We start from the raw sequence: 22455 nt of genomic DNA, 5'->3' as shown, positions 1-22455 counted from the left end.
TCAAAACTTTTCAAGCATCCTTTAAAATACATGACCATTAACCATTTTCTCTAAGTTCGTCCAGCAAGTCTGGCAACTACTGTAGCTAACTCAGCTGCCTCAATAGGTTTAGGTAAATATAGCTGATAACCTTCTTGTATAGCTCGCATCTGATCCTCTGCCCTGGTATAAGCTGTTAACGCTGCGGCGGGAATATTTCCCCGTAGTTCTGGTGGTTGTGATCGCACTTTGCGGATCAAAGAATAACCATCCTCATCGGGCATATCAATATCGCTAACTAAAACATCTGGTTTCCACTGTGTCATTAGCTGCAATGCTGCTGGAATTGATGCTACAGCCTGAACTTCGGCTTGGTACTGTTCGAGGATTGTGGTGATGAAGTCACGGGTATCAACTTGGTCATCTACAACTAGCACGCGTACACCAAGCAGACAGAGAGTTAAAGGAGAAGAGGAAAAGAGAAGTGGAGGGGCAATGGGGTGGAGGGGCGGACTCTTCAGAAGTGGTAGTTTGACTGTAAACGTTGCCCCTTGTTCTTTACCTAGACTATTTACATAAATAGTACCACCATGTAATTCTACTAAATTACGCGCGATCGCTAATCCTAGTCCTAATCCACCATAGGTTCTAGTACTAGAACTATCAGCTTGACGAAAGCGATCAAAAACGCAAGGAAGAAAATCAGGGCTGATACCAATACCTGTATCAATTACCTGAATCTGGGCATATTTTTCTTGGCCAGTGACTACAGACAATTGCACCTCTACCCGTCCTCCTTTGGGTGTGAATTTGATGGCATTAGATAGCAGATTCCAAATTATTTGCTGCAAGCGCTCGAAATCACCAGATACTAAAAATTGAGAATTTTCGCCCAACATGGTTTGGGATTGTGCTTCTGTTGATTCTAGATTTTCGTGATTGATTCCTAATTCCAAATCTGAATTTGGCGCGAAAGTGACCACGGGGAGTGTCTCTGGTGGCGCATTTCGCGTTTCTTTTGAGGGAATAAGAGAAAATTTTAAATCGATCTCCTTAGATTGGGCGGCTAGGCTAACAGTCTCTAGGCTTGACTCAATCATTGGAAGCAAATTACAAGTACGGACATTGAGGCGTAACTTACCTCTCATCATCCTTGAAATATCCAGCAAGTCTTCAATAAGCTGGGTTTGTGCCTTAGCATTGCGTTCAATTGTCTCTGTAGCCCTAGCTATTAGGGTTTCATTAAGCTTGCTTCGTTGCAGTAATTGCGCCCAGCCAAGAATGGCATTGAGGGGCGATCGCAATTCGTGGGACAATATCCCTAGAAACTCATCCTTCATGCGGTTGGCTTCTTGCAAATGCTCAGTTTGTTGTTGCAAAGAAGCAATTAAACTAGCTCGTTCCATTGCGATCGCTATTTGGTCGCATACTGCTTGCATCATCCCTTTTTGATTGTCGGTGAAGCTCAACAGAGTGCGGCTGCCAAAAGAAAGAGTACCCAATAGCCGTCCCTGGGCGATCAATGGGTATGCATAATAAGCAGTAAGACCTAAAGAGCGAATCAATTCTGTTTGCGGGTCAATTGATTGCTGCACATTCTCTAAAGCAGTTGCACAACGCTCCTGGGCGACAGTCCCACAAACGGTTTTACCAAATTCCAAGGACTCTATTTGGTTTGCCAGTTCTGGGGAAATCCCACTGTAAGACTCTAGCCGCATTAGCTGAGAGTTATCCTCAACCAAATAGTTAAAGTAAACATCTAAAGCAATTTGGTCTCTTAGTTTTTGGTAGACCTTATCGATTAGTGCTACTGGTTGCTGACTCAATAATAAATCATTGGCTGTGTCAAATAGTAGGTTTAGCCTTTTGTAACCTAATGAAAGTGCTTTTTGGGCATCTTTGAGGTTGCTGATATCTTGGAACACCAAGATACAGGTAGCCGGATGACCGTGCATTGCTGGTAAAGTATCAGCAAATACTAGTAGAGATAGTACGCCAGCAGGAGTGTGCCAGTCGACCTCCAATCCATTCAGGCGTTCGCCACGAGCAACCCGCACTCCTGGCATAAGTTCATTGGGGATGCGATCGCCAGCCGCATCTGTATAGTAATAGACTGTGTGATACTCTGCGGCTGGTACGCCTTTGGGAAATTCGCCCCCAGCTAATTCGTTAGCAGAGCGATTGGCAAAAGTTACCCGCGCCGTTTCTGGTTCGATAAACAGCAAGGGTCTTGGCATCAGATTTAACACATTCTCTAGCCATTTTTGCTGGTTTAAGACGACTTCTTGTGCCTGTTTGCGCTCCGTAATATCTAAAAATGCACCAACGCTTCCTCTGGTTTTACCCTCCTCATCAAACAAGGGTGCAACGTACTCCAATAAATTGACAATTTTACCATTTTGATGCAGTATATCTAATTCACAATCCACAACTTCAACACCATGAGCAGCAGAATATTGCATCGGGAGTTCTTCTAATAAAAGTTCCCTTCCCTCGCGGTAGATTTTAAAGCTTATCGGTTTTTCGCCTAAGGGAGCGCTGAGAGAGGCATTCGTATCTGATGATATTCCCAACTGTTTGGCAAAAGCAGGGTTGACCTTGATATTTTGGCATTCTGGGTCTTCAGCAATGCCAATTCCAATGGGAATTACCTCTAATAGAGTTTGTAATTCAGTAATACGACGCTGTAGATCCTTATTTAATTGTAAGATTTTTTCCTTAGCCACTTTTTGTTCGCTGATGTTGCGAGTCACAGTTGCTAAGGCAATTGGCTGACCTGTATTATTGTCTGTAACAGTAAAGATATTGTAATCAACTGGTATCGGTTGACCTGTTTGGAGATGCCGAAAGCAGAATTCTCCCTGCCAGCGCCCTTGTAGTAGCACAGTCGGCAGTATATATTGTTGAAAATAGGTTTTGTCTTTGGGCATGAAGTAATCTAATACTGCCTTTTGCCTGACTTCATCAAGGCTGGAAAGCCCTACCAGCTTTTGACCTGCATCATTTATGTAGAGTAATTGACCCTCAAGGGTGGCGATGCCAATAAAGTCGGAGCTATTTTCTACTAACGATACTAATTTTTGTTGCTCTGCTTCTGCTTGCTTGCGTTCGGTCAAATCGAGGATAAAGGCTACTGACTCGTCGCGGTTTTCTCCTAGCAGCACGTAACCAACTAAAACCGGGATACGGCTACCATCTTTGCGAATATATTCTTTCCCGTAAGGCGTACAAGTAGCGTTGATGTTTCCCTTTGCTTCGGCGACACCTTGCTCATCCAAGTATAAATACTCTGGTGGTGTGATATTGTGCCAACTTAACCTACCTGCTAACAAATCCTCCCGCGTGTAACCAATCATCCTCAAGAATTCATCGTTTGCCTGTTGGATATTGCCATAAACATCACCAAACAGAATGCCGATAACGTTGGAATCTACAAAACTTCCCAGTTTAGCTTCGTAGGTTCTAAGTGCTTTTTGGACAAGATCGCGTTGATGGCTGAGGCCTTCAATAACCCTGGCACTTTGCCAAATCAAAATAGTAAAAATTACAATCAGAATGATCGCAAATACTGATACTGCAAAAGCCGGATCGTATTGTCCTGTCCGTTGACCTTCGACGATTACCCATCCTAATATAAAAGGTACTGCGATCGCGGCAACTAGTAAACGACGTGCAAGTAAGCCGCCGTAACTATCACTTGTAACTACCCTCATTAGCCCCTGTTTTGGCCGCGCCCACAGAATGCCTATATTTAGTAAGAGGAACAACACCGCCGTGTGTAAAGCCATTGATGTGGTATAAGGGGCAAGTCCCTCGAGAACTTTCACTTTGTAGGCATAGCCTATGAGCGCCTGAAAGGAAATTAAAGTTGCGATCAGAGCGATAATTTGAACATACCAATAACTGCGGTGGGTTTTTGAATGAACCAGAATCAGTAGGGCAACGCTAACCAGGATAAAGTTCACTGCTGTGTTCGCGCCCATTTGCCCTGGATGCAATGTCGCTATATTAATTGACAAATGACGAAACAGTAGTTCGTCAATGTGGAGATTCCAGCCAAACACATATTCACAGATTGTAAGCGCAGCTATTGTGGTGACAGCTATTGCACAGGCCTTAGAAATTAAAAGAGTAGGGAAGTGAAGAAATAATTTTGAATTTTGAATACTTCGGCTACGCTCAGTACAAGTTTTGGATTTTGAATTGTTTTCCTTTGCGCCTTGCTCTCCTCCTGTTAAAAATAGCCACAGTGACATACCACACAGCACAAAACACAGCGCTGTATTGGCTTTCATTGTGGCAGGACTACTGGGGAAGCCGCGCTTGAGAACTTCAATGCCAAGACACCAACCAACTAGTACCAAGCTACCAACAAAAACAGCGATCGCACTTGCGACTTTTGCCACAAGTGAATTTGTAGGTATTTTAAATATATCTTGCAGCCGCAAGCGGTTAACATTTAACATTGATTGTTCTCTAACCGCATATATCTAGGGTAGTAAACTTAGGTATTTATTACGGTTTAGCCATTTCTATCTTTGCATTTTATGTTACCCATTGACTTGCTTTTTATTTACCTCTATGGATATTTTTTTTGCATAATTTACAGTAGGAAATAATGGTGGTTGAACTGGGGACTGGGGACTGGGAAAAATCCTTCCTAATACCTAATCGCTAATTTTTAATATCTAATCCCAATACCCAATGCCCAATCCCCAATCCGTATTTCAAAATTGCAGAGTATGTCGCTTACCATCATCTTGGAAACGTTGCTCTCCAACCCCAACAAGTTCTACAATCACTTCACGCGGTGGAGGTGTCCATTCTCCTATTCTCGCTCCAATTTCAACTACTGTTTGATTAGATGCAGTAAATACACTGATACTTGATAGCGAAAACTTTTTATCTTGATACTCGTTTGTTTGTCCATCATCTTCAAATAGCTGATATTCGTTATTACCAGGCCAAATCCGTAATCGGATCTCATCGAGTGGGGCTTGATCAACGTATTGCCTGACAGGTTGCATAGGAACGATCGCACCGCTACGGACATACAGTGGCATTCTTTCTAATGGTGCATGAGCAAGAATGTGAGTCGGGCCTTCATAACGTTCGCCACTCCACCAATCATACCAAGTGCCGCCGGGTAAATAGACAGCTCGATGCTCAACTCCAGGACGGTAAATTGGTGCAGCCATCAGCGATGCACCTAGCAATACTTGATCGTAGAGGCTATAGGTTTTCGGATCGTTAGGGAAGTGGTACAATAATGGTCTTAAAATCGGTGCGCCTGTTGTTGCCGCTTCCCAAAAAAGACTGTAAATATACGGAAGTAATTGGTAACGCAGATTAATGTATTCTCGACAGATATTTTCAACGCGGTCGCCAAATACCCAAGGTTCATGACGAGCAGTAGACATTGCCGAGTGACCGCGCATCATTGGGTAGAGCATTCCTACTTGCATCCAGCGAGCGAATAATTCAGCAGTCGCGTTACCAGCAAACCCGCCAATATCGCAACCTACAAACCCCACACCCGAAAGTCCCATATTGCAAAGCATCGGCAGAGACATTTCTAAATGCTCCCACAACGATTGGTTATCTCCCATCCACACAGAAGACCAACGCTGCACACCAGCATAACCCGATCGCGTTAACACAAATGATCGCTCTGAGCCTCGATGCCGTTCCAACCCTTCATAACAAGCTTTAGCCATCATCAACCCATACAAATTATGCACTTCTGTATGAGTAGAAGCAGACACAGAGAATTCTTTTTCCCCTGCCCCCTGCCCCCTGCCCCCTGCCTCCTTACCCCCCTGCGGTGCATCTAGGGGAAACCAAATCTTTCCATTTTCACCATCATCGCCGAAAGGGCGATCGTTTATGGCGGGTTCATTCATATCATTCCAAATACCTGCCACACCAACCTCGGTTAAGCTTTTGTGTAAATCAGCCCACCAGTTACTCACATCAGGACGTAAAAAGTCAGGAAAAACAGCTTTCTCAGGCCAAACGTAGCCGTGGAATAAGGTACCATCAGCTTTACGCACAAAATAATCGTTTTCTAATCCTTGGTCAAAAACATCATAATTCCCTTCTGGTTCATACTTCACACCAGGATCAATGATTGTGACTGTTTTAAAACCATCCTGTGCTAAGTCACTAATAAGTTTTGCTGGGTTGGGGAAGCGTTGAGGACTCCAGGTAAATATCCGATAACCTCGCATATAGTCAATATCCAAGTGAATAACATCACAGGGAATGCGACGCTGACGAAATTCTTGCGCCAGTTCCCGCACAACGGTTTCTGAATCGTAACTCCAGCGACATTGATGATAACCTAGCGCCCATTTCGGCGGTAATGGCATTCTCCCAGTTAGCTGAGTATAAGTCTCCAGGATTTGGGCTGGTTCGGGGCCGTAGATAATATAATAATCCAATTCACCGCCACGAGTTTCCATCTTCCAAATACCTGGTTGTTCAGCACCGATATCGAACTGACTCCAAAAAGTGGTATTGAAAAAGATGCCATAGCCTAACTCTGGACGCAAAGCCATAAAAAATGGAATTGCTTGGTACATTTCATCAGTCAGGGCATCATAATCTAAGGAATCCGTTGTCCAGTTGGTTTTTACTTGGCTGAGTTTATCCAGAAAACCTGTGCGTTCACCAAAGCCATAGAAATGTTCATCGGTTGCAATTTGTTTCCACGCTGCAACTGCACCCATCCGCCAACCTATACCCATCTCTGCATCTTGGGCGAACGGACGATTAGCTTTGTCAAAACAGGCGATGCGACACTTTTCTCGCTGGACAGACACACGAATCTGTGCTGTTTCAATTTCTACCGTTGCTTCAGTTTCCCGGACTGCAAAAGGTGTTGTCCCCCATTCTGCATCATCCAGCGTCACTGCCCAAGAGCGGCGAGGCATAAATTCCCCAGTTGGTGCGAAACGCACGCGGATTAAATTCGGAGTAAGTACGCTGATGGTCAGGCGTGAGTCGCCACAGTCAAAATTAATAATATTATTGTCCCAGGTTACAGCTTTTACATTGCTAAGAGTTGTCCAAGGTTGGTTAGTAGTAGGTAGTTTTCCGAAATATTGCGGCATATCAGTTATTCAGCAGGTAATACTTGTCCGCATTTCATGATTACAGAGATACTTAGTCTCAAAATCTTTCTTTCGCTAGAAGTTGGGTGAAAGATTAGCAGATATTTTTTAGCAAGAGTGGTTTTCTGTAATGCACAAGCTTGTATCGTTACCACAGTAAATACCAATACGCTTGGATTAAGGAAATTTATCCGTTGAGGCAGGCAGGGGAAGCAGGACAAACAAAAGGCTACAAATTTATGATTAACTGTACTAAGTAATTATGGTTGCAGGAGCTAATAAAATTATGAGATTTTTCAACTTTTGTTATATCAGCCTTCCACTAATAAGCTTTGCATTACTAGGGTGGATAGCCCCAAGAGCTAATGCAGCGCTTTTAGTCGGGAGTTATTATAATAACTCCGTTCTGCGCTATGACGAAAAAACGGGAGAATTCATTGATGACTTCGTTCCTTCCGGCAGTGGCGGACTAAAGGGAGCAACTGGTTTAACTTTTGGATCCGATAAAAATCTCTATGTTAGTAGTATTTTGAGCGGTAGCATCCAACGTTACGATGGAAAAACAGGGAATTTCATTAGTACCTTTGTTCCTTCAGGTAGTGGCGGACTAGATACACCTGAAGACTTGGTTTTTGGACCTGACAACAACCTCTACGTTACCAGTATTAACAGCCGCACTAGTAATAGTGTTCTACGCTACAATGGGCAAACAGGAGCATTTATCAATGCCTTTGTCCCCTCAGGTAGCGGCGGACTCACTGCACCTTTTGGTTTGAGCTTTGGTTCAGACGGCAACCTCTACGTCAGTAGTAGTCTGACTGATAGTGTTTTAAGGTACAACGGGCAAACAGGAGCTTTTATTGATACTTTTGCTACAGAGGAAAAAGGGTCGGAACCTGATGGCTTGAGCTTTGGACCAGACGGTAATCTCTACGTTGCTAACTTTCGGACTAATAATATCTTGCGCTATAACGGTAAGACAGGAGTTTTTATCGACACTTTTGTCCCATCTGGCAGTGGCGGACTTGACGGTCCTGTAAAGCCAATCTTTGGTACTGACGGCAACCTCTACGTTAGTGGTTTAAATAGTAACAATGTGTTGCGTTATGATGGCAAGACAGGAGCTTTTATTGACACCTTTGTCCCTGCCGGTAGAGGTGGGTTGAATGGGGCTGGCTTTTTGGCTTTCACTGAAGATAGCACTATTGTTCCTGAACCTAGAATGGATCTAGCTGTATTGGTGGTTGGTGCTGTGCTAGGAATAGGCAAGGTAGTTAGCCGTAAGCAGAAAGCCACATCATAAAAATCCAGCAATTAAGCTTTCTCCTAAATCAATCCATCACTACTAATATTAATTCTGGCATTGCTGAATTCAAGCATGAAAATGATTTTGTATGATTTCAAAACCTTTGTAAAAACGTTGTATTGCAAAACCAAATTACTCTGTGTCCTGCGGCTGCTCGTTTAACGACTTTAATGTATCTATACTGCAATGCAAACGCGGCTTGTCAGGGTCAGTCAAATCTAGCTTGTCCCAAGGTACTGTATAACCACCGTAGATTTTCTGCGCCCCCAGTAAATGCAAAATTTTTAACCCAATTGTCCAAGCGGATAGCCGTTCTAACACGGCAGCATAACCGATAAGATATTCCTTAACTATCCATTCTTTGCCTTGTTGTTCGGCACGTACTTCCTCAATGCGTCCGATAACTTTACCAGCTGAATCTAATACTGGTTTACCTAGCAGTAATTCTAAATGAATTTCACGAGTTGTCATTATCTCCCTCCTGGAATTCGGGCGATGATGCGATCGCGCAGCCATTTTTCATAACCTAAGGCTGGTGTTGCTTCAGCTTCAACATCGACTTCAACATCAATACCAACATCCCGCACTTTTGACCAGGGAATCCGAAACGGTTCACTTTGTTTAACACCCCATTTACTTGCAATTGCTGCTATCAAAGATGCCAAGCGGGGATTTAGCCTTTTGGCAAGGGTTGTTACTCCTACTTCTATATAAGCAAGTCGTGGTGGTTCGCCGTCTCGCAATTCCATCACAATGCCATCAACTTTACCCATTTTGCGTTGATTGCGGTCAACTAATTGATTATCAAGGACATCTCTAATAATATCCATTTCCTATCCTCCAATAATTTCCAATGGGATAGCAACGATCGCTAGCACAAATGTCAGCGCCATTGTAAAAATGACAACACTGTTACTAATCCAGCCGTTGCGATACTTGCCAACGTATAATTCATCGTTCATCAAAACCAAAAAAGGTATAATTACAGGCGGCAAAATCACTGCTGTAATTGCCATTGAAAACAAAGTCAATTGCAATGGATCAATACCAAAAACCATTAGTAGTGAAGCAAGAAAGACAAACACGGTGTAAACTAAACTAAAGCGTGCGGCATCTTTTGGTTTTAGATTTTCGCCCCAATTCCAACCAAAAGCTTGAGCTACAATATACGCTGTATCAAGGCTTACCTCCAGTGCTGCACCAAAGCAAGCAATCCCTAAAGATGCCGCAAATAGCACAAAGCCCCAGTAACCAAAGGTTTCTGTCAACATCAGCGCCGCCTGTTCATAGCTATCAACCTGGATACCTTTGGGACCGAGTACTAGTGCTGCCACAATCAACACTCCCAGGGATACTATACTACCAAAGCCCATCCCCAAACCAGCAACAGCGCGATTTACACCGATATACCCTTCATCCCACTTGTCTTCTACTGCACCAGATGAGTAGAAATAAAACAAGTACGGGCTAATCAATGCCCCTAGTATGCCAACGGCAAGGTATAAATAATGTGCAGTGTCTTGTTGCGGCAGAGTTGGCAACAAACCAGAACCAATTTTTGTCAATGATGGATGCAGCTTAAAAGTAGCGACGACAAATGCTAAGGTAATCAATCCGAATAAAGAAACACCGTTTTCAATTAATCCAAATGTCCCTTTCCAAAGTAGCAACCAAATTGCAAAGGCCACGGGTAAAGCAAACCACTGAAAACTAATGCCTGTTACTAATTGCAGGGCAATACAAACACCGCCAATTTCGGCTGCTAAAACCAGAAAATCAACGGCAACTTCTGCAACTAGGGGAATAATATAAAAATTGAACCCAAATCGTTCTCGCACCGCCGCAGCTAATGTATGTTTGCTAACTGCTGCTAAACGTCCAGACATTTCCACCAGAAAGATTACACAAATTGTCCCTAAGACAAACGCCCAGATTAGTTGAAAGCTATAAGTAGATCCAGCTTCAGCAGCAGTTGCGATCGCACCTACATCTAGAAACCCACCAATACTGGTAACAATACCAAGCGCGATTTCCAAAATTTTATTCATTGGTTTGCCCTGCTACTTTTTTTAGCTTGTTTAGCGATCGTTCTTCTATTGCTAATTCTCCAAGTTTTTGCTGTACCTCTGAACGATTCTTTTGTCCTACATATCTGGACATTTCTTCTACTTTATTTGCAAACTGTATAACCTCAGCTAATAGTTGTGATTTATCATGTTTTGTTACATCTTTAGATAACTTTATTTTGTCTATTTTTTCTTTTTCTTTCCGCAGTTCTTCTGTAGCTTTTTTCAATGTTTGTTCAGCATATTTATTTGGTACAACATTACGTAACCACGCATCACCAATCATATTTGCTGTTGCTACCCAAGAAGATATATCTTGTATTTGTTTTTCCATATCTTCTACGGAAGTTTTACCACTGCAAGAGGCTAACAATGTCAGTATTAATAAACAATTAATTACATATCCTAATTTACCAGGCTCTGGCATTTACAGACTCTCCATAGCCAACGCAATCTAATTTTTTCCCTCACCTTAACAACAGTGTACATCTATCTAAGGAAATATTTTGTAAAAAATTATTTCAAACTAATACTCATTTTCAAATTTTATTGTATTCACGTAAATTAGCTTCAAAAATTAGGATATTACTTTCATTTATAGTAAATTATGACGGTTATAAGGTCAAAGGTTTTACAAAATACTCTAAAATATATTTCAAAACTACAAATTTTTAGTAATCTCATCCCCTATTAAGCATATTTTGATGTCTATCATGATGCAGATACGTTATTTACAATTAATAGTCTAGGCTTATACAATAACAAGCTGGAATACACATCTTAGCTTAGTTTTAGCAAGGTTGAAAGACACATAAAGGCACATCATAGAAGGAAAAATATCAAAATATTTTTCCTTCTAGTTTCTCATTACTCTTATCTCCATAACCTTGTTTATAGCACCATTAAGTTAGGCTTAAGACTCTAAAAAAATATGCAAAATGACTCTGGTAAAAGTATCTCTATTTGGATAACAACGGCAGAAGTCCCAGAGCAACCTGTGCTTATCGAAAATACTTATGCAGATGTGTGCGTTGTCGGTGCTCGGATAGCGGGGATGTCAACTGCATATATGTTAACCCGCGCAGGTAAATCAGTGGTAGTGCTGGATGATGGCCCCATTGGTGTCAACTTAATTAGGACTTAAGCATTGACAGAAAGGCCAAAATAACAAATATAGTTTTCAAGGTTTATAGCTAGGTTTTTCAATAAGATTTTGGCGATGCCTGCGGTGGTCACTGAGCGCAGCCGTTCGCGCAGCGTCTCGTAGAGAAGTGCGGGCTACGCCTACGCACCCAATCAATGGTAATTGACAAAAGCCTGAAATAACGTAAATACGTTATTTCACAAGATAGTTATTTTGTACAGTGCGTAAGTACTATTAACGTATAAGCTAGATTTGGCGAACTTTCCAGGTTTGACCCTCACCCCCAACCCTGAAAGCAATTTTGCCAGAGGGGAGCAAATCTTCTATCTAGTTCCCCGAACCCCAACTTGGGAGAAGGGGTTCGGGAATGAGGGCAAAACGTCCTCTCAAAGCAGATTTTTTCTTAAGTTAACACCATTCGTTGAACCTAAGCTGTAATCATCTTTTGGCTAAATGACACTAGCAGAAAAAACGAAATCATTTGCTTTGAGGCTAGTTGATGTAATTCCCAGCAATGAAGCCAACTGTGTATTTCCAATTTTCACAATAGTATCACTACCCTGTTGCAATAGTGTTAAAGCACTAAACTGAGTTACACCAATACCACCAAGCCCGATTTTATCAGTGCCGATCGCGAAATCAGTCACAATGTTCTTGCTAGTTGGCAGACTGGCGTTAGTAATCCAGAATTGATCAGCACCAGCACCACCACTAAGGCGATTACCACCCTGTTGACCAGCAAATAGCACATCATCACCATCGCCACCAAACAGGGAGTCATTCACACTAGAGAAGAGTTTATCATCTCCAGAACCACCGTAGAGACGGTTATTGCTACCGCTACTGCCAAGAGTATCATTACCTGAGCCACCAAATAATAATTGACGAGAACCTTCAATGACTGTGAGAGTATCATCACCTGCTGCCCCAAGTAAATTATTACTACCAGTGGCTTCCCCTACGGTAATAACATCATTAGCATTGCCACCATCAGCAGTAGCATTTTGAGCTGGGCCGTTTTGACCAATAAATATCTGATCATTACCGTCTCCTGTAGATACTAAAGAGTCGCTGCCCACTAGCACCGTGTCTTCCCCGTTTCCAGTCTGGATTGTGTTCCCTTTAGTACCTTCTACAAAGTCTGCTCCCTCACCTGTAAATAAGGTTTGATTTGGCTCAACAGTAATATCATCGCTGCTAGTAGAGCCAGAATTAATTTCTTCTGCTTGAGGTTTACCTAAACCAGGAGCAAGATTAAGGGGCTTGTCTAACTTCAGTTCTATAATCTCATTGTTGTCTATGACTGGATTTTGAGCATCATTTCCAGGACGACCTGTAGAAAAGGGATAATTGTTGTCATTAGCCACCAAAATGGTGTTTTTGTCAACAACTAAAACATTCTCAATGGTTTGGAATGGGAAGTCAAAGGTAGTCTTACCGTCCCCATTCAGATCGTTGGGGTCTTGGATGTTTAACAAATCCGCAACTTCTTCTTTAGCTACATAGCCATTAGAATCTGTCTTAGACAAGTCTATTTTGTAAATCCTCTTAAATTTAGCCGCAGCCCCTTGATTATTATCCCGTTCAATAACTAGGTACTCATTGTCATTAATGACTGCTAAATCCCCAATAGAATTTGACGGATTATCCAATCTGTAGTAATGTAACTGATTGCTGTATTTATGGCTGGCTAAATCAAATTCGTTAATCCGCAAAGCACCAGGAGTATCGCCTTGAACCGTACCCTCTAACAGCATATAGAGTTTGGTTTTGCTAGCGTTTATTGCTCCACCTTCAAAACCTTTGGAACTAGCTAAGTTAGCAAAAGCATCTCCTGAGAGAACATCGGGGTTTTGTGGCGATCGCACTACATTATATTGAGGATCATCTCTAAGTTGATCCCGTACTTTATCGGCAATATCTGGGAAATCTGAGAAAAGTGCATCTACGCCTAATTGATAGAACTGCTGAATTTCTAGTGCTAGCTGACCCTTGTAATCTGCCGCTAAATATTGGTCTTCCGCCCGGAAGGTGTAAGGATGAACCAGCAAACCAGCATTGTGAGCATCTTGAACTAAGGTAGTAGGAGGTAACGTTGTCTTGTCGGCATCATTGACCACTCCATCCTTATTGACATCATCGGCTTTGCCATCACCATTAGCATCAGTACCTTTGACGCTAACAATCATCCGCTTCCAAGGGCCAATGCCATCGGCATAAGTGGCAACTTCAGCCAAGCCTTTTGGTGTTCGCAAGTCGCCATAAGTACGAGTGTCACCACTGACTTTCAAATCATAAGGTTGACTTTCGATGATTTTCCCGTTGATATCAATGTCACTAGCATCTAAAAGTTGGACAAGTGGAATATCCACCCCTGCCGCCGGCATAATGCTATCATGCAGTTCTTTAAGGTTAGATACTTCAAAAGACTGGATGAAAATGCGACTGGGATCAGTAAAGTTATTTGCCTTCAGTGTATCGATTAATAACTGACTGATGTTTCTGTTTATTTTGTTTGTGGTGCCTACATAAGTAGCTTCTTTGGCAAAATAAGTCGGGTGCTTAGTTTCAGGATAGATACCAATTTTTTTACCTGTGTCGGCTTCTACTTGCTTAACTAAATTGATGATTTCTGTTAAGGTAGGAATTTGAAATTGATCGTCAAAGGAGTGGTTGCGGAAAGGTAGACGTTCTTCTGCGCGTAAAGTCTTGATTTCAGCTAAGGTAAAGTCTTCAGCAAACCAACCTGTAATTGTATTTCCATCTAAACTTACTGTTTTCTTGCGATCGGCAAATTCTGGATGCTTGTAAACATCTGTGGTTGTGTTGTTAAAATTAACACTACCATCAGCATTCAAAACTGCTAAAGCAGGCTCATGGCGAGCAATTAGCACACCATCTTTTGTAACTACCAAATCAGGCTCAATGAAGTCAGCGCCTCGCGCAATTGCTTGTTTATAAGACTCTAAGGTATGCTCTGGACGATAGCCACTTGCACCTCTATGACCAATTACTTTAGGTGCTTCTCCATCTAAAGTTTTGAATCGGTCAGGTGTAGCGATCGGAGCCTCTAATAACTTACCACTGGCATCAAAATGCAGCAGGTAGGGGCCAAATTCGTCTCCAACCCAGATTGTCCCGTCTTTATCAAATACAAATGACTCTACATCAAAGTCTGCACCAGTCAGTAATCTTCCAGTAGTTCCCTCATTTACAATTTGAAAAGGAACTTTTTTGTTAGGGTCAGATAGTTGAATGTAATCTAAAATTTTAACGCTGCCGTCTCCATTCTCTGTTCCTTTAAAATTTGGATCTACACGATTAATTCGCAGTAGAAAATCTGCACTATTATCTTTGCTACCGTAACCATTATCTGATAAGAAGTACAAAGAGTTGCTGTTAGCAAATTGGACACCGCTAAAGCCCTGTATTGGCTGTCCTGGGAAAGGCCCCTTTCTGCCATTGGCTGAAACGTCTGCACCAGAAGGTGGGCCATCACTGAAGGTATCAGCAGGTAAAGAAGCAAAGCCGACTAACTCAATTGCCATAGTTTAAAATGTAAATGTTGGTTATGTATTTGGATTTAACTACATCACAAACTATTGAAATTCTGACAATTCACGTTATGTGAAAAAGTCCACCAAAACCTAACCCCATAACTCCCTTTCCGACGCGGAAGGAGCAAAATTCAAAGTCTTTCTTCAAGGAAGAGAGAAATAGAAATGAGGTTTTCCAGATGCAAAGAATACATTTACGAACACATATTTTATCAAAGTTATCGAAACTTTGATAAATGATAGTAGAATGTCACCTACTAATCTGTGTTAGTAAATAATGAATCTGGATAGTGAGATTCAGAATTTAATGTCAATAGGAGTTATGCAGATAACTTAGAGGATGTTTGAAAAGTCCTATTGTCGGTATCAAAAGTTTTAGATACCTCTAAACTCATCATTAAAAAGGGAGATTTTGATTCCGTTTCCCCCTTAAAAAGGGAGGGTAGGGGAGAATCTAAAAGTGCTTAAACTCACAGAGAAACACTTTTCCAACAACCTCTTAGCTAGCAGTAAATATTTTTCCAGGATAAGATTAAGATAAGATAAAATTAAATAGAATAAATGATTAAGTATTTTCAGGAGAAATAATACTGGTTAAAATTTATAACAATGAGACTTTGACATGATCAAGTCCACATATTTATATTTTAAATGCAACTTACTTTGTAGATAATTATCAAAAGATAAAATTTGAGTTTTTGCAGTTTTAGTTAGCTAGCGATCGCATCAATTTTAATCGTTAGGGCTTATAGCATTTGTAAAAATATTTACAACTAATAAAATATTTAGATACCCACCTTCTTTAAGAAGTCGGGTATCTAATTGTTCAGGAATGATTTAGAATTGGTGATGACGCTAGCTAACAAACTAAGCCTCAACGCTAGCAGAAAAAACGAAATCATTTGCAGTCAGACTCGTTGAGATAATTCCTAGCAATGAAACCAACTGTGTATTTCCGATTTTCACCAAAGTGCCACTACACTGTTGCGATAGTGTTAGCTCACTAAATTGAGTTACGCCAACACCGCCAAGCCCGATTTTGTCAATCCCGACTGTAAAATCAGTCACAATGTTCTTACTAATTGGTAGACTACCATTGGTAATCCAGAATTGGTCAGCACCAGCACCACCACTGAGGCGATCGCTACCTCCTTGACCAGCAAAAAGCAGATCATCACCATCGCCACCAAATAGCGAATCATTGACATTAGAGAAGAGTTTGTCATCTCCAGAACCACCAGAGAGACGGTTATTGCTACCGTTACTCGTGAGGGTGTCTTTACCTGAACCACCGAATAATGATTGACGAGAACCTTCAATTACTGTGAGAGTATCATCACCTGCCGCTCCAAACAAATTATTACTACCACTGGCTTCTACTAGGGTAATAACATCATTACCACTGCCACCATCAGCACTGGTATTTTGAGCCGGGCCATTTTGACCAATGAATATCTGATCGTTACCGTCATTCCCGGAAACTGAAGAGTCGCTGCCTGCAAGCACTGTATCATCACCGTTTCCGGCCAAGATTGTGTTATTTTTATTACCCTCTATAAAATCTGCTCCGTCACCGGCATTAAAGAATTGTCCTGATTCAAGATTGACAGTATCGCTGTTGCTAGAACCAAAACCATTGGGGAAAGTAGGCTCTACAACTGTTAGGTTATTGGGTAGTTCGAGAATACCAAGTTTTTCAGCAGGGGTATTACCTGTAACATTGAAGTCGTTGTCGTTAATCAAAGCTAGAGTGTTCGGTGTTACCAATGCTAAACCTTCTAATTTTTCCACCCCGGTGTAACCTAATTGAGCAGCATTAGCAATCAAACTCTTGCTGACAGGGGTAATATTGGCAGTAGCTAATTCCGCAGAGGTTAGTTGTTCAATAGTTTTACCAGCTGGCAAGGTAAAGTTAGCAGGGTTGTTGATGTTGGTCGCCCCAGCTAAATCAATTTGGTAAATTAGTTTATTGCCAGCAGATGTACTATTGTCATCTCGCTCAACTACTGCAAATTTGCTGTTACCCAAAGAAACTGCATCGCCAATTTTGTCAGTTGCCGGTAGACCTTCCAGGCGATATAAATACTCTCCTGTTACCTGCTTGGCGACAATATCAAACTCCAGAATTCGCAGGTTTAGAGAAGCTTTGGATGTCGCATCATTGGCGACATCTGGATTATCAATTGAACTCTGGATAAAGGCATATAATTTATTACCTTCCAACGCCACAGCTTCAAATCCTCGGTTATTGCGGCGTTGGGCATAAACTGCTGGCAATACTTCAGTACCAAAAGTTCCGGCGGGTTGGTCTGGGTCGGGTGCTGTGGCAGTTCCTTGAGGGATAAAGCGATCAATCAGCTTACCATTAGCGTCAAAGTGGTAAATAGAGGGACGGTACTCATCTACCATCCAGTAATCACCATTTTCTGCAACTACAATTCCTTCTAAATCAGCACCTAAAGGATCGTTAGCTATAACTTTGTTGTCTAAGTTAACAGCAATTTCATCAGTGTAAGCTAAACCGCTTGCTACTCCTTGCAAGTTAGGTAGTCCCGTTAATGGGGTCGTCCCATCTTGGCGGAATAATCCTGTTCTGTTGGTAATGCTAATTTCACCTGTGGTGCGGTTGAGTTCAAAGCTAACTATTTCTGGCTGAAAATTAGGCAAGAAAAATGGTCTGTTTGAACCATTAGAATCTCCATTGGGACCACGGTCTGTGTTAGTGATAAATTTCAGGTTGCCATTGGCTGCAAACCCTTGGAAATATAACCCAGAAAAACCACCCAAGAAAATATCTTGACCTTTAGAGGTCGTACCTAGCTTGGGTAGGTTTTCAAATTCATAGATAGTCAACTTAGGTTGGGCAACAGGATTGCGGGGGTTGTAACTAGTGGTGTCGATATTTAAAGTATTGGGGAAGGCATTGGCGATATTTTCCCAAGGCACCAGCTTAAAATTAGAGTTGACATTTTCGCCATCGATAGTTTTGGCTGGTTCATTGGAGCCGTCTTGGGTGACAAATAAACCAAATGGGAAGTTAGGCCCCAGTGGCAGATTAATGACATCAGCTCCATCTGACTCTTGCACACTATCAATTGACCCATTGTTACCAATGGCAAAGTTACCGACGTATTCGTTGTTACCTTCACGAGTGTAGGCAACAAAGGTGCTATCGCCTTGGCTGGATGCTAGCAAGTAGCCTGTGCCATTTTTGCCATAGTAGATGGTCAACCCTTCGGCGTCGTCGGTGAGGTGAGAACCACCCTCAAAACGAACGCGATCAATTAACTTGCCTGTTGTGCCACCGTTTGGTTCTGCCTGGAATTTCCAGATGCCCACATCTTCTTGGGCGATGTAGAGAAAGCCGGTTTCTTGGTCAACTACCATACCCTCTGTTTGGGGAGAACGCCCTGCTGCGGTGGGTGAGGGGATGGTAAACTCGCGCACCAGTTCTGCTCCAATTTGGCCATTACCTTTATCAATCAATTTGAACTGAGCTATGTCTCCAGTTTGGCGGCGACTGGTAAAGACATAGTAATCATTAGTTACGGGGCTACGGTATAAGGTAAGTCCGTAAGAACTGCGAGTGGATGCAGAATAAGGAGGTTCAAAAGGCAATCCTTGGAAAATAGTACCAATATTGCTATCGGTGATATTTTCCAGGTATTGACCGGGGGTGGTGGGGTTAGGGTTAATTTTGAAGATTGCTAGTTTATCATTTTGGCGATCGCTAGCTACGGCAATATCAACAGATTGATTGCCTAATTTAAAACCGTATTGCAGATCAATATTGTTGTAGCGAATGCCACCAGGATTAATTGTTTGCAACAAATTGCCAGACAAGTCATAAACGCGCAATCCAGCATTTTTGACTGAGGTTAGTACTAAGCTATCAGCAGAATTTGTAGCATTAACATAGATAGCAGGGTCATCAGCATCAGCACGTTGATCTACTGGGAGTGTTTTATCGTCAAATAAATTGGGGCGGGTTTCTACTGTGGGTGCAGCAGTTGCAACTAAGTCTGCATCCAGTGTAAGGATTTGGGTAAATTGACTTTGATTGAAGTTGTTATCACTTACCAGTACAATAGACTGGCTACCATCTGCTAGTTTTGGCCCAAAGGTAATACCCTCGATGTTATCTGTACCGTTAGGCAAGTTTAAATCATTTAAATTCAACAGCAGACGTTTTTGAGCGGGTTTGATAGTAGCTAGTTGTTCAGCACTCAAATTATTGAGAGAGTCGTAAAAACTAATATCAGTTGCACCTTGCAAAGAAACTTCGTAGATTTTGATGGTGTTGCCTACACCTTGGGCAAAGGAACGTTCTAACGCCAGTAATGTGCCACGATTATCTATTGCTAGCAAATCTGCTAAACCATTGTCAGCAGAGCCTGTGCTAGGGTTGGGTGGTTGAGCGATCGCATCGGTCATGTAGAGGTATTCTTTTTCTGGTTGTCCAGTAACCAGATTGTATTGCAGAATCCGGGAAGGACTGCCACTGGTAAGTGAGGCCTTTAATCCATCTTGGGAAAGCGCGTTTTCAGTAGCTGTGAATAAGGTTTTCTGGTCGGGTGTAATGGTGAGGCTTTCAAAGGCTAAATTATTGTAAACGCCTGATGTCTGCGTATCACTTGCATCGATAATACCGTTGTTATTGGTATCTTCAATTACTGGCAGGAATTTGCTGGGAACAAGTAATGCTCCTACTTCTTGCCCTGTAGTAAGGGAAAATTCTTTAATGAAGGGATTGGTAACACGACCAACAGTAGGATTTACTTCGCCTTCTGAAGAGATGAAAACAGTGCCATTGTTAGTTAAAGCAATACCTTCTGGGTCGAGGCTATTGAGTGCAAAGAAATTACCATTGCTATCTTTGAGTGGTGTGACATTCGTAAAAGTCACCCCAGAATCGGCAGCAGTAAATGTATAAAAACGGGCAGGGGCAAATTGGGAGCGATCGTCTGAAATAGCATAATAGCGGTTGTTAGCTGCATCGTAGGTGACACCAGATAGTCCGCCCACTGGAGTCGGTGCGCCATTCACCGTTCCCGCCGCACCAGTGGGAATAAAGCCAGTAGGAAAAATAGTTTGTCGTTCAAATTCCACACTGGGAACAGTTTTACCTGCTTGAGTCGCCCCGGTTTGCACATCTGCGAACACCAAGCGATGGTCAGAACTGGGGAACGGAAAAGTACCAACTGGGGAGAATGTCGGGTCAGTATTTAGCGGCCAAAATACTCTTGAATTGACAATTGTCAGGTTAGTAGAAGGTAGCACATAATCAGTCCGCAGATTTCCCGGAGTCGTATCAGCAAAATCTGCGGTATCAAAGCTAGGATTACCCTTTTGGTTAGTGTTTGCACCACCTTGTAAGGCTGCTTGTTGGGGACCACCCAGACTGGTAGGGATGACATTGGTATTAAGATTGGGATTTTGCAACAGTTGGCGAATAGCGTTATCAAAACTATCACCATCTAACGGATCTGCATTTTGATCGCCGACAATTACAAAGCTTGAACCAGCCGCAATACCGCCCCTTTTCCCCTGATCATCGTAAATATAATTACCATTGCCAGGGGTAATATAGTCTGACCAAAAGCGGATCTCGTCGTGGTTGCGCTTACCGTTGCGGTCTTCCGGTCCATCAAAAGTTGGGGGTGTCGGGTGGCTAGCAAGGACATGAATTGTTTCGCCGTTTACTTGGATGGGTACATCCCAATGACTTTTGGAGGAGAGACGTAAAACTTCCAATTCCTTCTGAGAATACCAATCATTTGGCTGTGGTGTTGTAGGATCGTCGGGAAGCAAAGCATTAGGCATATCCTTCCAGAGGAAGTTTTGGAAGGTGCGGACATGGGCAGTGTCGATGGGATATTTGGATAACAGCAACATCCCGTATTGACCAGGAAAATTACCGAATCCGAAGGCATCATCGCCATATCCCGCTTCGCCTGGGGTTGTAACTACTGCACCGTTGTTGTTTAAGTCAAAACCAGAGGCAATACCCGTATTGGAAGGAGCAATGTAAAAGTAAGGGTAATCAACAGGAGTTGCACCATTTTGGCTGACTGCAAGGTAATTTTGCTTAAATAACTGAACTGCTTGCTGGGAGTAGTCAAACTCATTAAGCAGCAACACATCTGGGTTGTTACGCTGAATAATTTCCGCAACAGCTTTTGCTTGAGCATTGTCAGGGGTAGACAGGTCGGTTACTAACTGACCTGTTGCGTTGCGATTCAAAGAAGCATTGAACTGAGAAAAGCGAACTGTGCTTGTAGTTAGCATAAATTAGTTCTGAGGTAAATTCCACTTGATGCCATCGCCCTCAAGTTTCCCTAAAGGCGTAGACACGCAGTGGCTTATCGTTAAACATCGCTTAAATCTGCGTTAAACAAAGACGAAACAAATATCTATTGCCTAACTGGTATTGCGGTTTGACCCGCTAAGTTCGTCAAAGACATCGCCTTTGGTAATTATCCAAAGTCGTCCGTACTTCGTAACAGCTCAAAAGCGATCGCTATGCCCACAGAGGAATCGCAGGTTAATAAATATCGCATTTAAAGCTTGATGCAAGTCTTTAAAACCAAAGCAGTTGAGGTCAGTAGTTTCGTTTCCCAAGGCAGAAGCTTAGATGCCAATGTCACATTTTATAATTATTGGAGACTAATAAGTTTTCAAACCTCCTAGATTAAACTATTCCACTTAAATTAAGGAACAGCTATCAAGAGGTTAAGACAAAAATAATTGCAGGTTTTGGGATGCTTTTGTTCCACAGCAATTATTTTCAGTCATATAGCAATCCGATTTGATTACTGAATTACTTATAGAGACTGGGGATTGGAAAGAAGAATAAAAGTGTACTGAGTTTTTTTCACGCAATCAAATATGAGTCCTATATAGCCCGAACGGATGGCGCAGTCAGCAAAACTTAGGAATGGCTATTTTCTCGTTAACTCTATATATGTCTTTCTCTAACTAAGTTTCGAGCTGTTGTGCCCTTTTAATCAATCTGAAAATTCCCTTATATTCAAGAATGTTTCTAAATGGAGCAAACAATCTCTTAAGAATAGGTGGTTGGCAACAAAACTAAATAGTTCAGTTCTACGATAATACTTTTAAGCTCTTGTTCCCCTGCGGTCTTAATGATAAGTTTTTCACTGGATATTATTTAAGGTGGGTAATACCAATTCTGGCGTTGCATAATTAAGGGATGAACTGTCCTAATTGTGCATCTAATCATGTCCGTAAGAACGGGCATCGTCGTGGTAAACAGAATTACATCTGT

The 22455-nt window shown here is 42.1% G+C and carries 11 protein-coding genes; 3 read left to right on the top strand and 8 right to left on the bottom strand.

Going from position 1 to position 22455, the window contains the following annotated elements; translation table 11 throughout:
• Positions 1-50 precede the first annotated feature (50 nt).
• Both V7L20_RS11695 and V7L20_RS11690 read right to left on the bottom strand, forming a co-directional pair.
• The gene (locus V7L20_RS11695; RefSeq protein WP_334744241.1) at positions 51-4445 is read right to left on the bottom strand and encodes a PAS domain S-box protein; all 4395 of its coding nucleotides are present in this window, start codon (positions 4443-4445) and stop codon (positions 51-53) included.
• A gap of 261 nt (positions 4446-4706) precedes the next feature.
• On the bottom strand, positions 4707-7094 hold the full coding sequence (locus V7L20_RS11690; protein WP_334744240.1) for a glycoside hydrolase family 31 protein: 2388 nt from the start codon (positions 7092-7094) through the stop codon (positions 4707-4709).
• A 286-nt stretch (positions 7095-7380) separates the two neighbouring features.
• On the opposite strand from V7L20_RS11690, the gene V7L20_RS11685 reads away from it, so the two are divergent.
• Positions 7381-8397, top strand: coding sequence for a Vgb family protein (locus V7L20_RS11685; RefSeq protein WP_334744239.1), 1017 nt, complete (start codon positions 7381-7383; stop codon positions 8395-8397).
• Between the two features lie 135 nt (positions 8398-8532).
• On the opposite strand, the gene V7L20_RS11680 is transcribed toward V7L20_RS11685, so the two are convergent.
• From V7L20_RS11680 to V7L20_RS11665, 4 genes are read right to left on the bottom strand one after another with little or no spacing between them, the layout of a single operon-like run.
• Entirely contained in the window at positions 8533-8871 is a 339-nt protein-coding gene (locus V7L20_RS11680; RefSeq protein ID WP_334744238.1) for a hypothetical protein, read from the bottom strand.
• A complete protein-coding gene (locus V7L20_RS11675) occupies positions 8871-9230 on the bottom strand; it encodes a hypothetical protein (RefSeq protein ID WP_334744237.1) in 360 nt (119 codons plus the stop codon). Before V7L20_RS11675 ends, V7L20_RS11680 begins: the two co-directional genes overlap by 1 nt.
• A 3-nt stretch (positions 9231-9233) precedes the next feature.
• Positions 9234-10448 carry an NRAMP family divalent metal transporter gene (locus V7L20_RS11670; RefSeq protein ID WP_334744236.1) on the bottom strand — a complete coding sequence of 405 codons (1215 nt, stop codon included), beginning with the start codon at positions 10446-10448 and terminating at the stop codon, positions 9234-9236.
• Positions 10441-10893, bottom strand: coding sequence for a hypothetical protein (locus tag V7L20_RS11665; RefSeq protein ID WP_334744235.1), 453 nt, complete (start codon positions 10891-10893; stop codon positions 10441-10443). Before V7L20_RS11665 ends, V7L20_RS11670 begins: the two co-directional genes overlap by 8 nt.
• A 504-nt stretch (positions 10894-11397) precedes the next feature.
• On the opposite strand from V7L20_RS11665, the gene V7L20_RS11660 reads away from it, so the two are divergent.
• Positions 11398-11610, top strand: a complete 213-nt coding sequence (locus tag V7L20_RS11660; protein WP_334744234.1) for an FAD-dependent oxidoreductase — start codon at positions 11398-11400, stop codon at positions 11608-11610.
• A gap of 449 nt (positions 11611-12059) precedes the next feature.
• Here V7L20_RS11660 and V7L20_RS11655 read toward each other — a convergent pair whose 3' ends face one another.
• Together V7L20_RS11655 and V7L20_RS11650 are read right to left on the bottom strand one after the other, a co-directional pair.
• A complete protein-coding gene (locus tag V7L20_RS11655) occupies positions 12060-15158 on the bottom strand; it encodes an esterase-like activity of phytase family protein (RefSeq protein ID WP_334744233.1) in 3099 nt (1032 codons plus the stop codon).
• 876 nt (positions 15159-16034) lie between these two features.
• Positions 16035-21455: a phytase gene (locus V7L20_RS11650; RefSeq protein WP_334744232.1), complete on the bottom strand. Its 5421-nt coding sequence runs from the start codon at positions 21453-21455 to the stop codon at positions 16035-16037.
• 925 nt (positions 21456-22380) lie between these two features.
• Between V7L20_RS11650 and V7L20_RS32600 the strand changes: the two genes are divergently transcribed.
• The coding region (locus V7L20_RS32600) for a transposase-like zinc-binding domain-containing protein (RefSeq protein WP_442943530.1) at positions 22381-22455 on the top strand (75 nt) is incomplete at its 3' end.

This window comes from Nostoc sp. (assembly GCF_036916735.1).
Classification (GTDB): domain Bacteria; phylum Cyanobacteriota; class Cyanobacteriia; order Cyanobacteriales; family Nostocaceae; genus Nostoc.
Note: the sequence above shows the minus strand (reverse complement) of the source record. Positions and strands in the feature narration are given on the sequence as shown.

Coding starts and splice junctions, on each gene's coding strand:
- V7L20_RS11665 (WP_334744235.1), bottom strand. CDS start 10,893: ATGCCAGAGCCTGGTAAATTAGGATATGTAATTAATTGTTTATTAATA.
- V7L20_RS11675 (WP_334744237.1), bottom strand. CDS start 9,230: ATGGATATTATTAGAGATGTCCTTGATAATCAATTAGTTGACCGCAAT.
- V7L20_RS11650 (WP_334744232.1), bottom strand. CDS start 21,455: ATGCTAACTACAAGCACAGTTCGCTTTTCTCAGTTCAATGCTTCTTTG.
- V7L20_RS11655 (WP_334744233.1), bottom strand. CDS start 15,158: ATGGCAATTGAGTTAGTCGGCTTTGCTTCTTTACCTGCTGATACCTTC.
- V7L20_RS11660 (WP_334744234.1), top strand. CDS start 11,398: ATGCAAAATGACTCTGGTAAAAGTATCTCTATTTGGATAACAACGGCA.
- V7L20_RS11670 (WP_334744236.1), bottom strand. CDS start 10,448: ATGAATAAAATTTTGGAAATCGCGCTTGGTATTGTTACCAGTATTGGT.
- V7L20_RS11690 (WP_334744240.1), bottom strand. CDS start 7,094: ATGCCGCAATATTTCGGAAAACTACCTACTACTAACCAACCTTGGACA.
- V7L20_RS11695 (WP_334744241.1), bottom strand. CDS start 4,445: ATGTTAAATGTTAACCGCTTGCGGCTGCAAGATATATTTAAAATACCT.
- V7L20_RS11680 (WP_334744238.1), bottom strand. CDS start 8,871: ATGACAACTCGTGAAATTCATTTAGAATTACTGCTAGGTAAACCAGTA.
- V7L20_RS11685 (WP_334744239.1), top strand. CDS start 7,381: ATGAGATTTTTCAACTTTTGTTATATCAGCCTTCCACTAATAAGCTTT.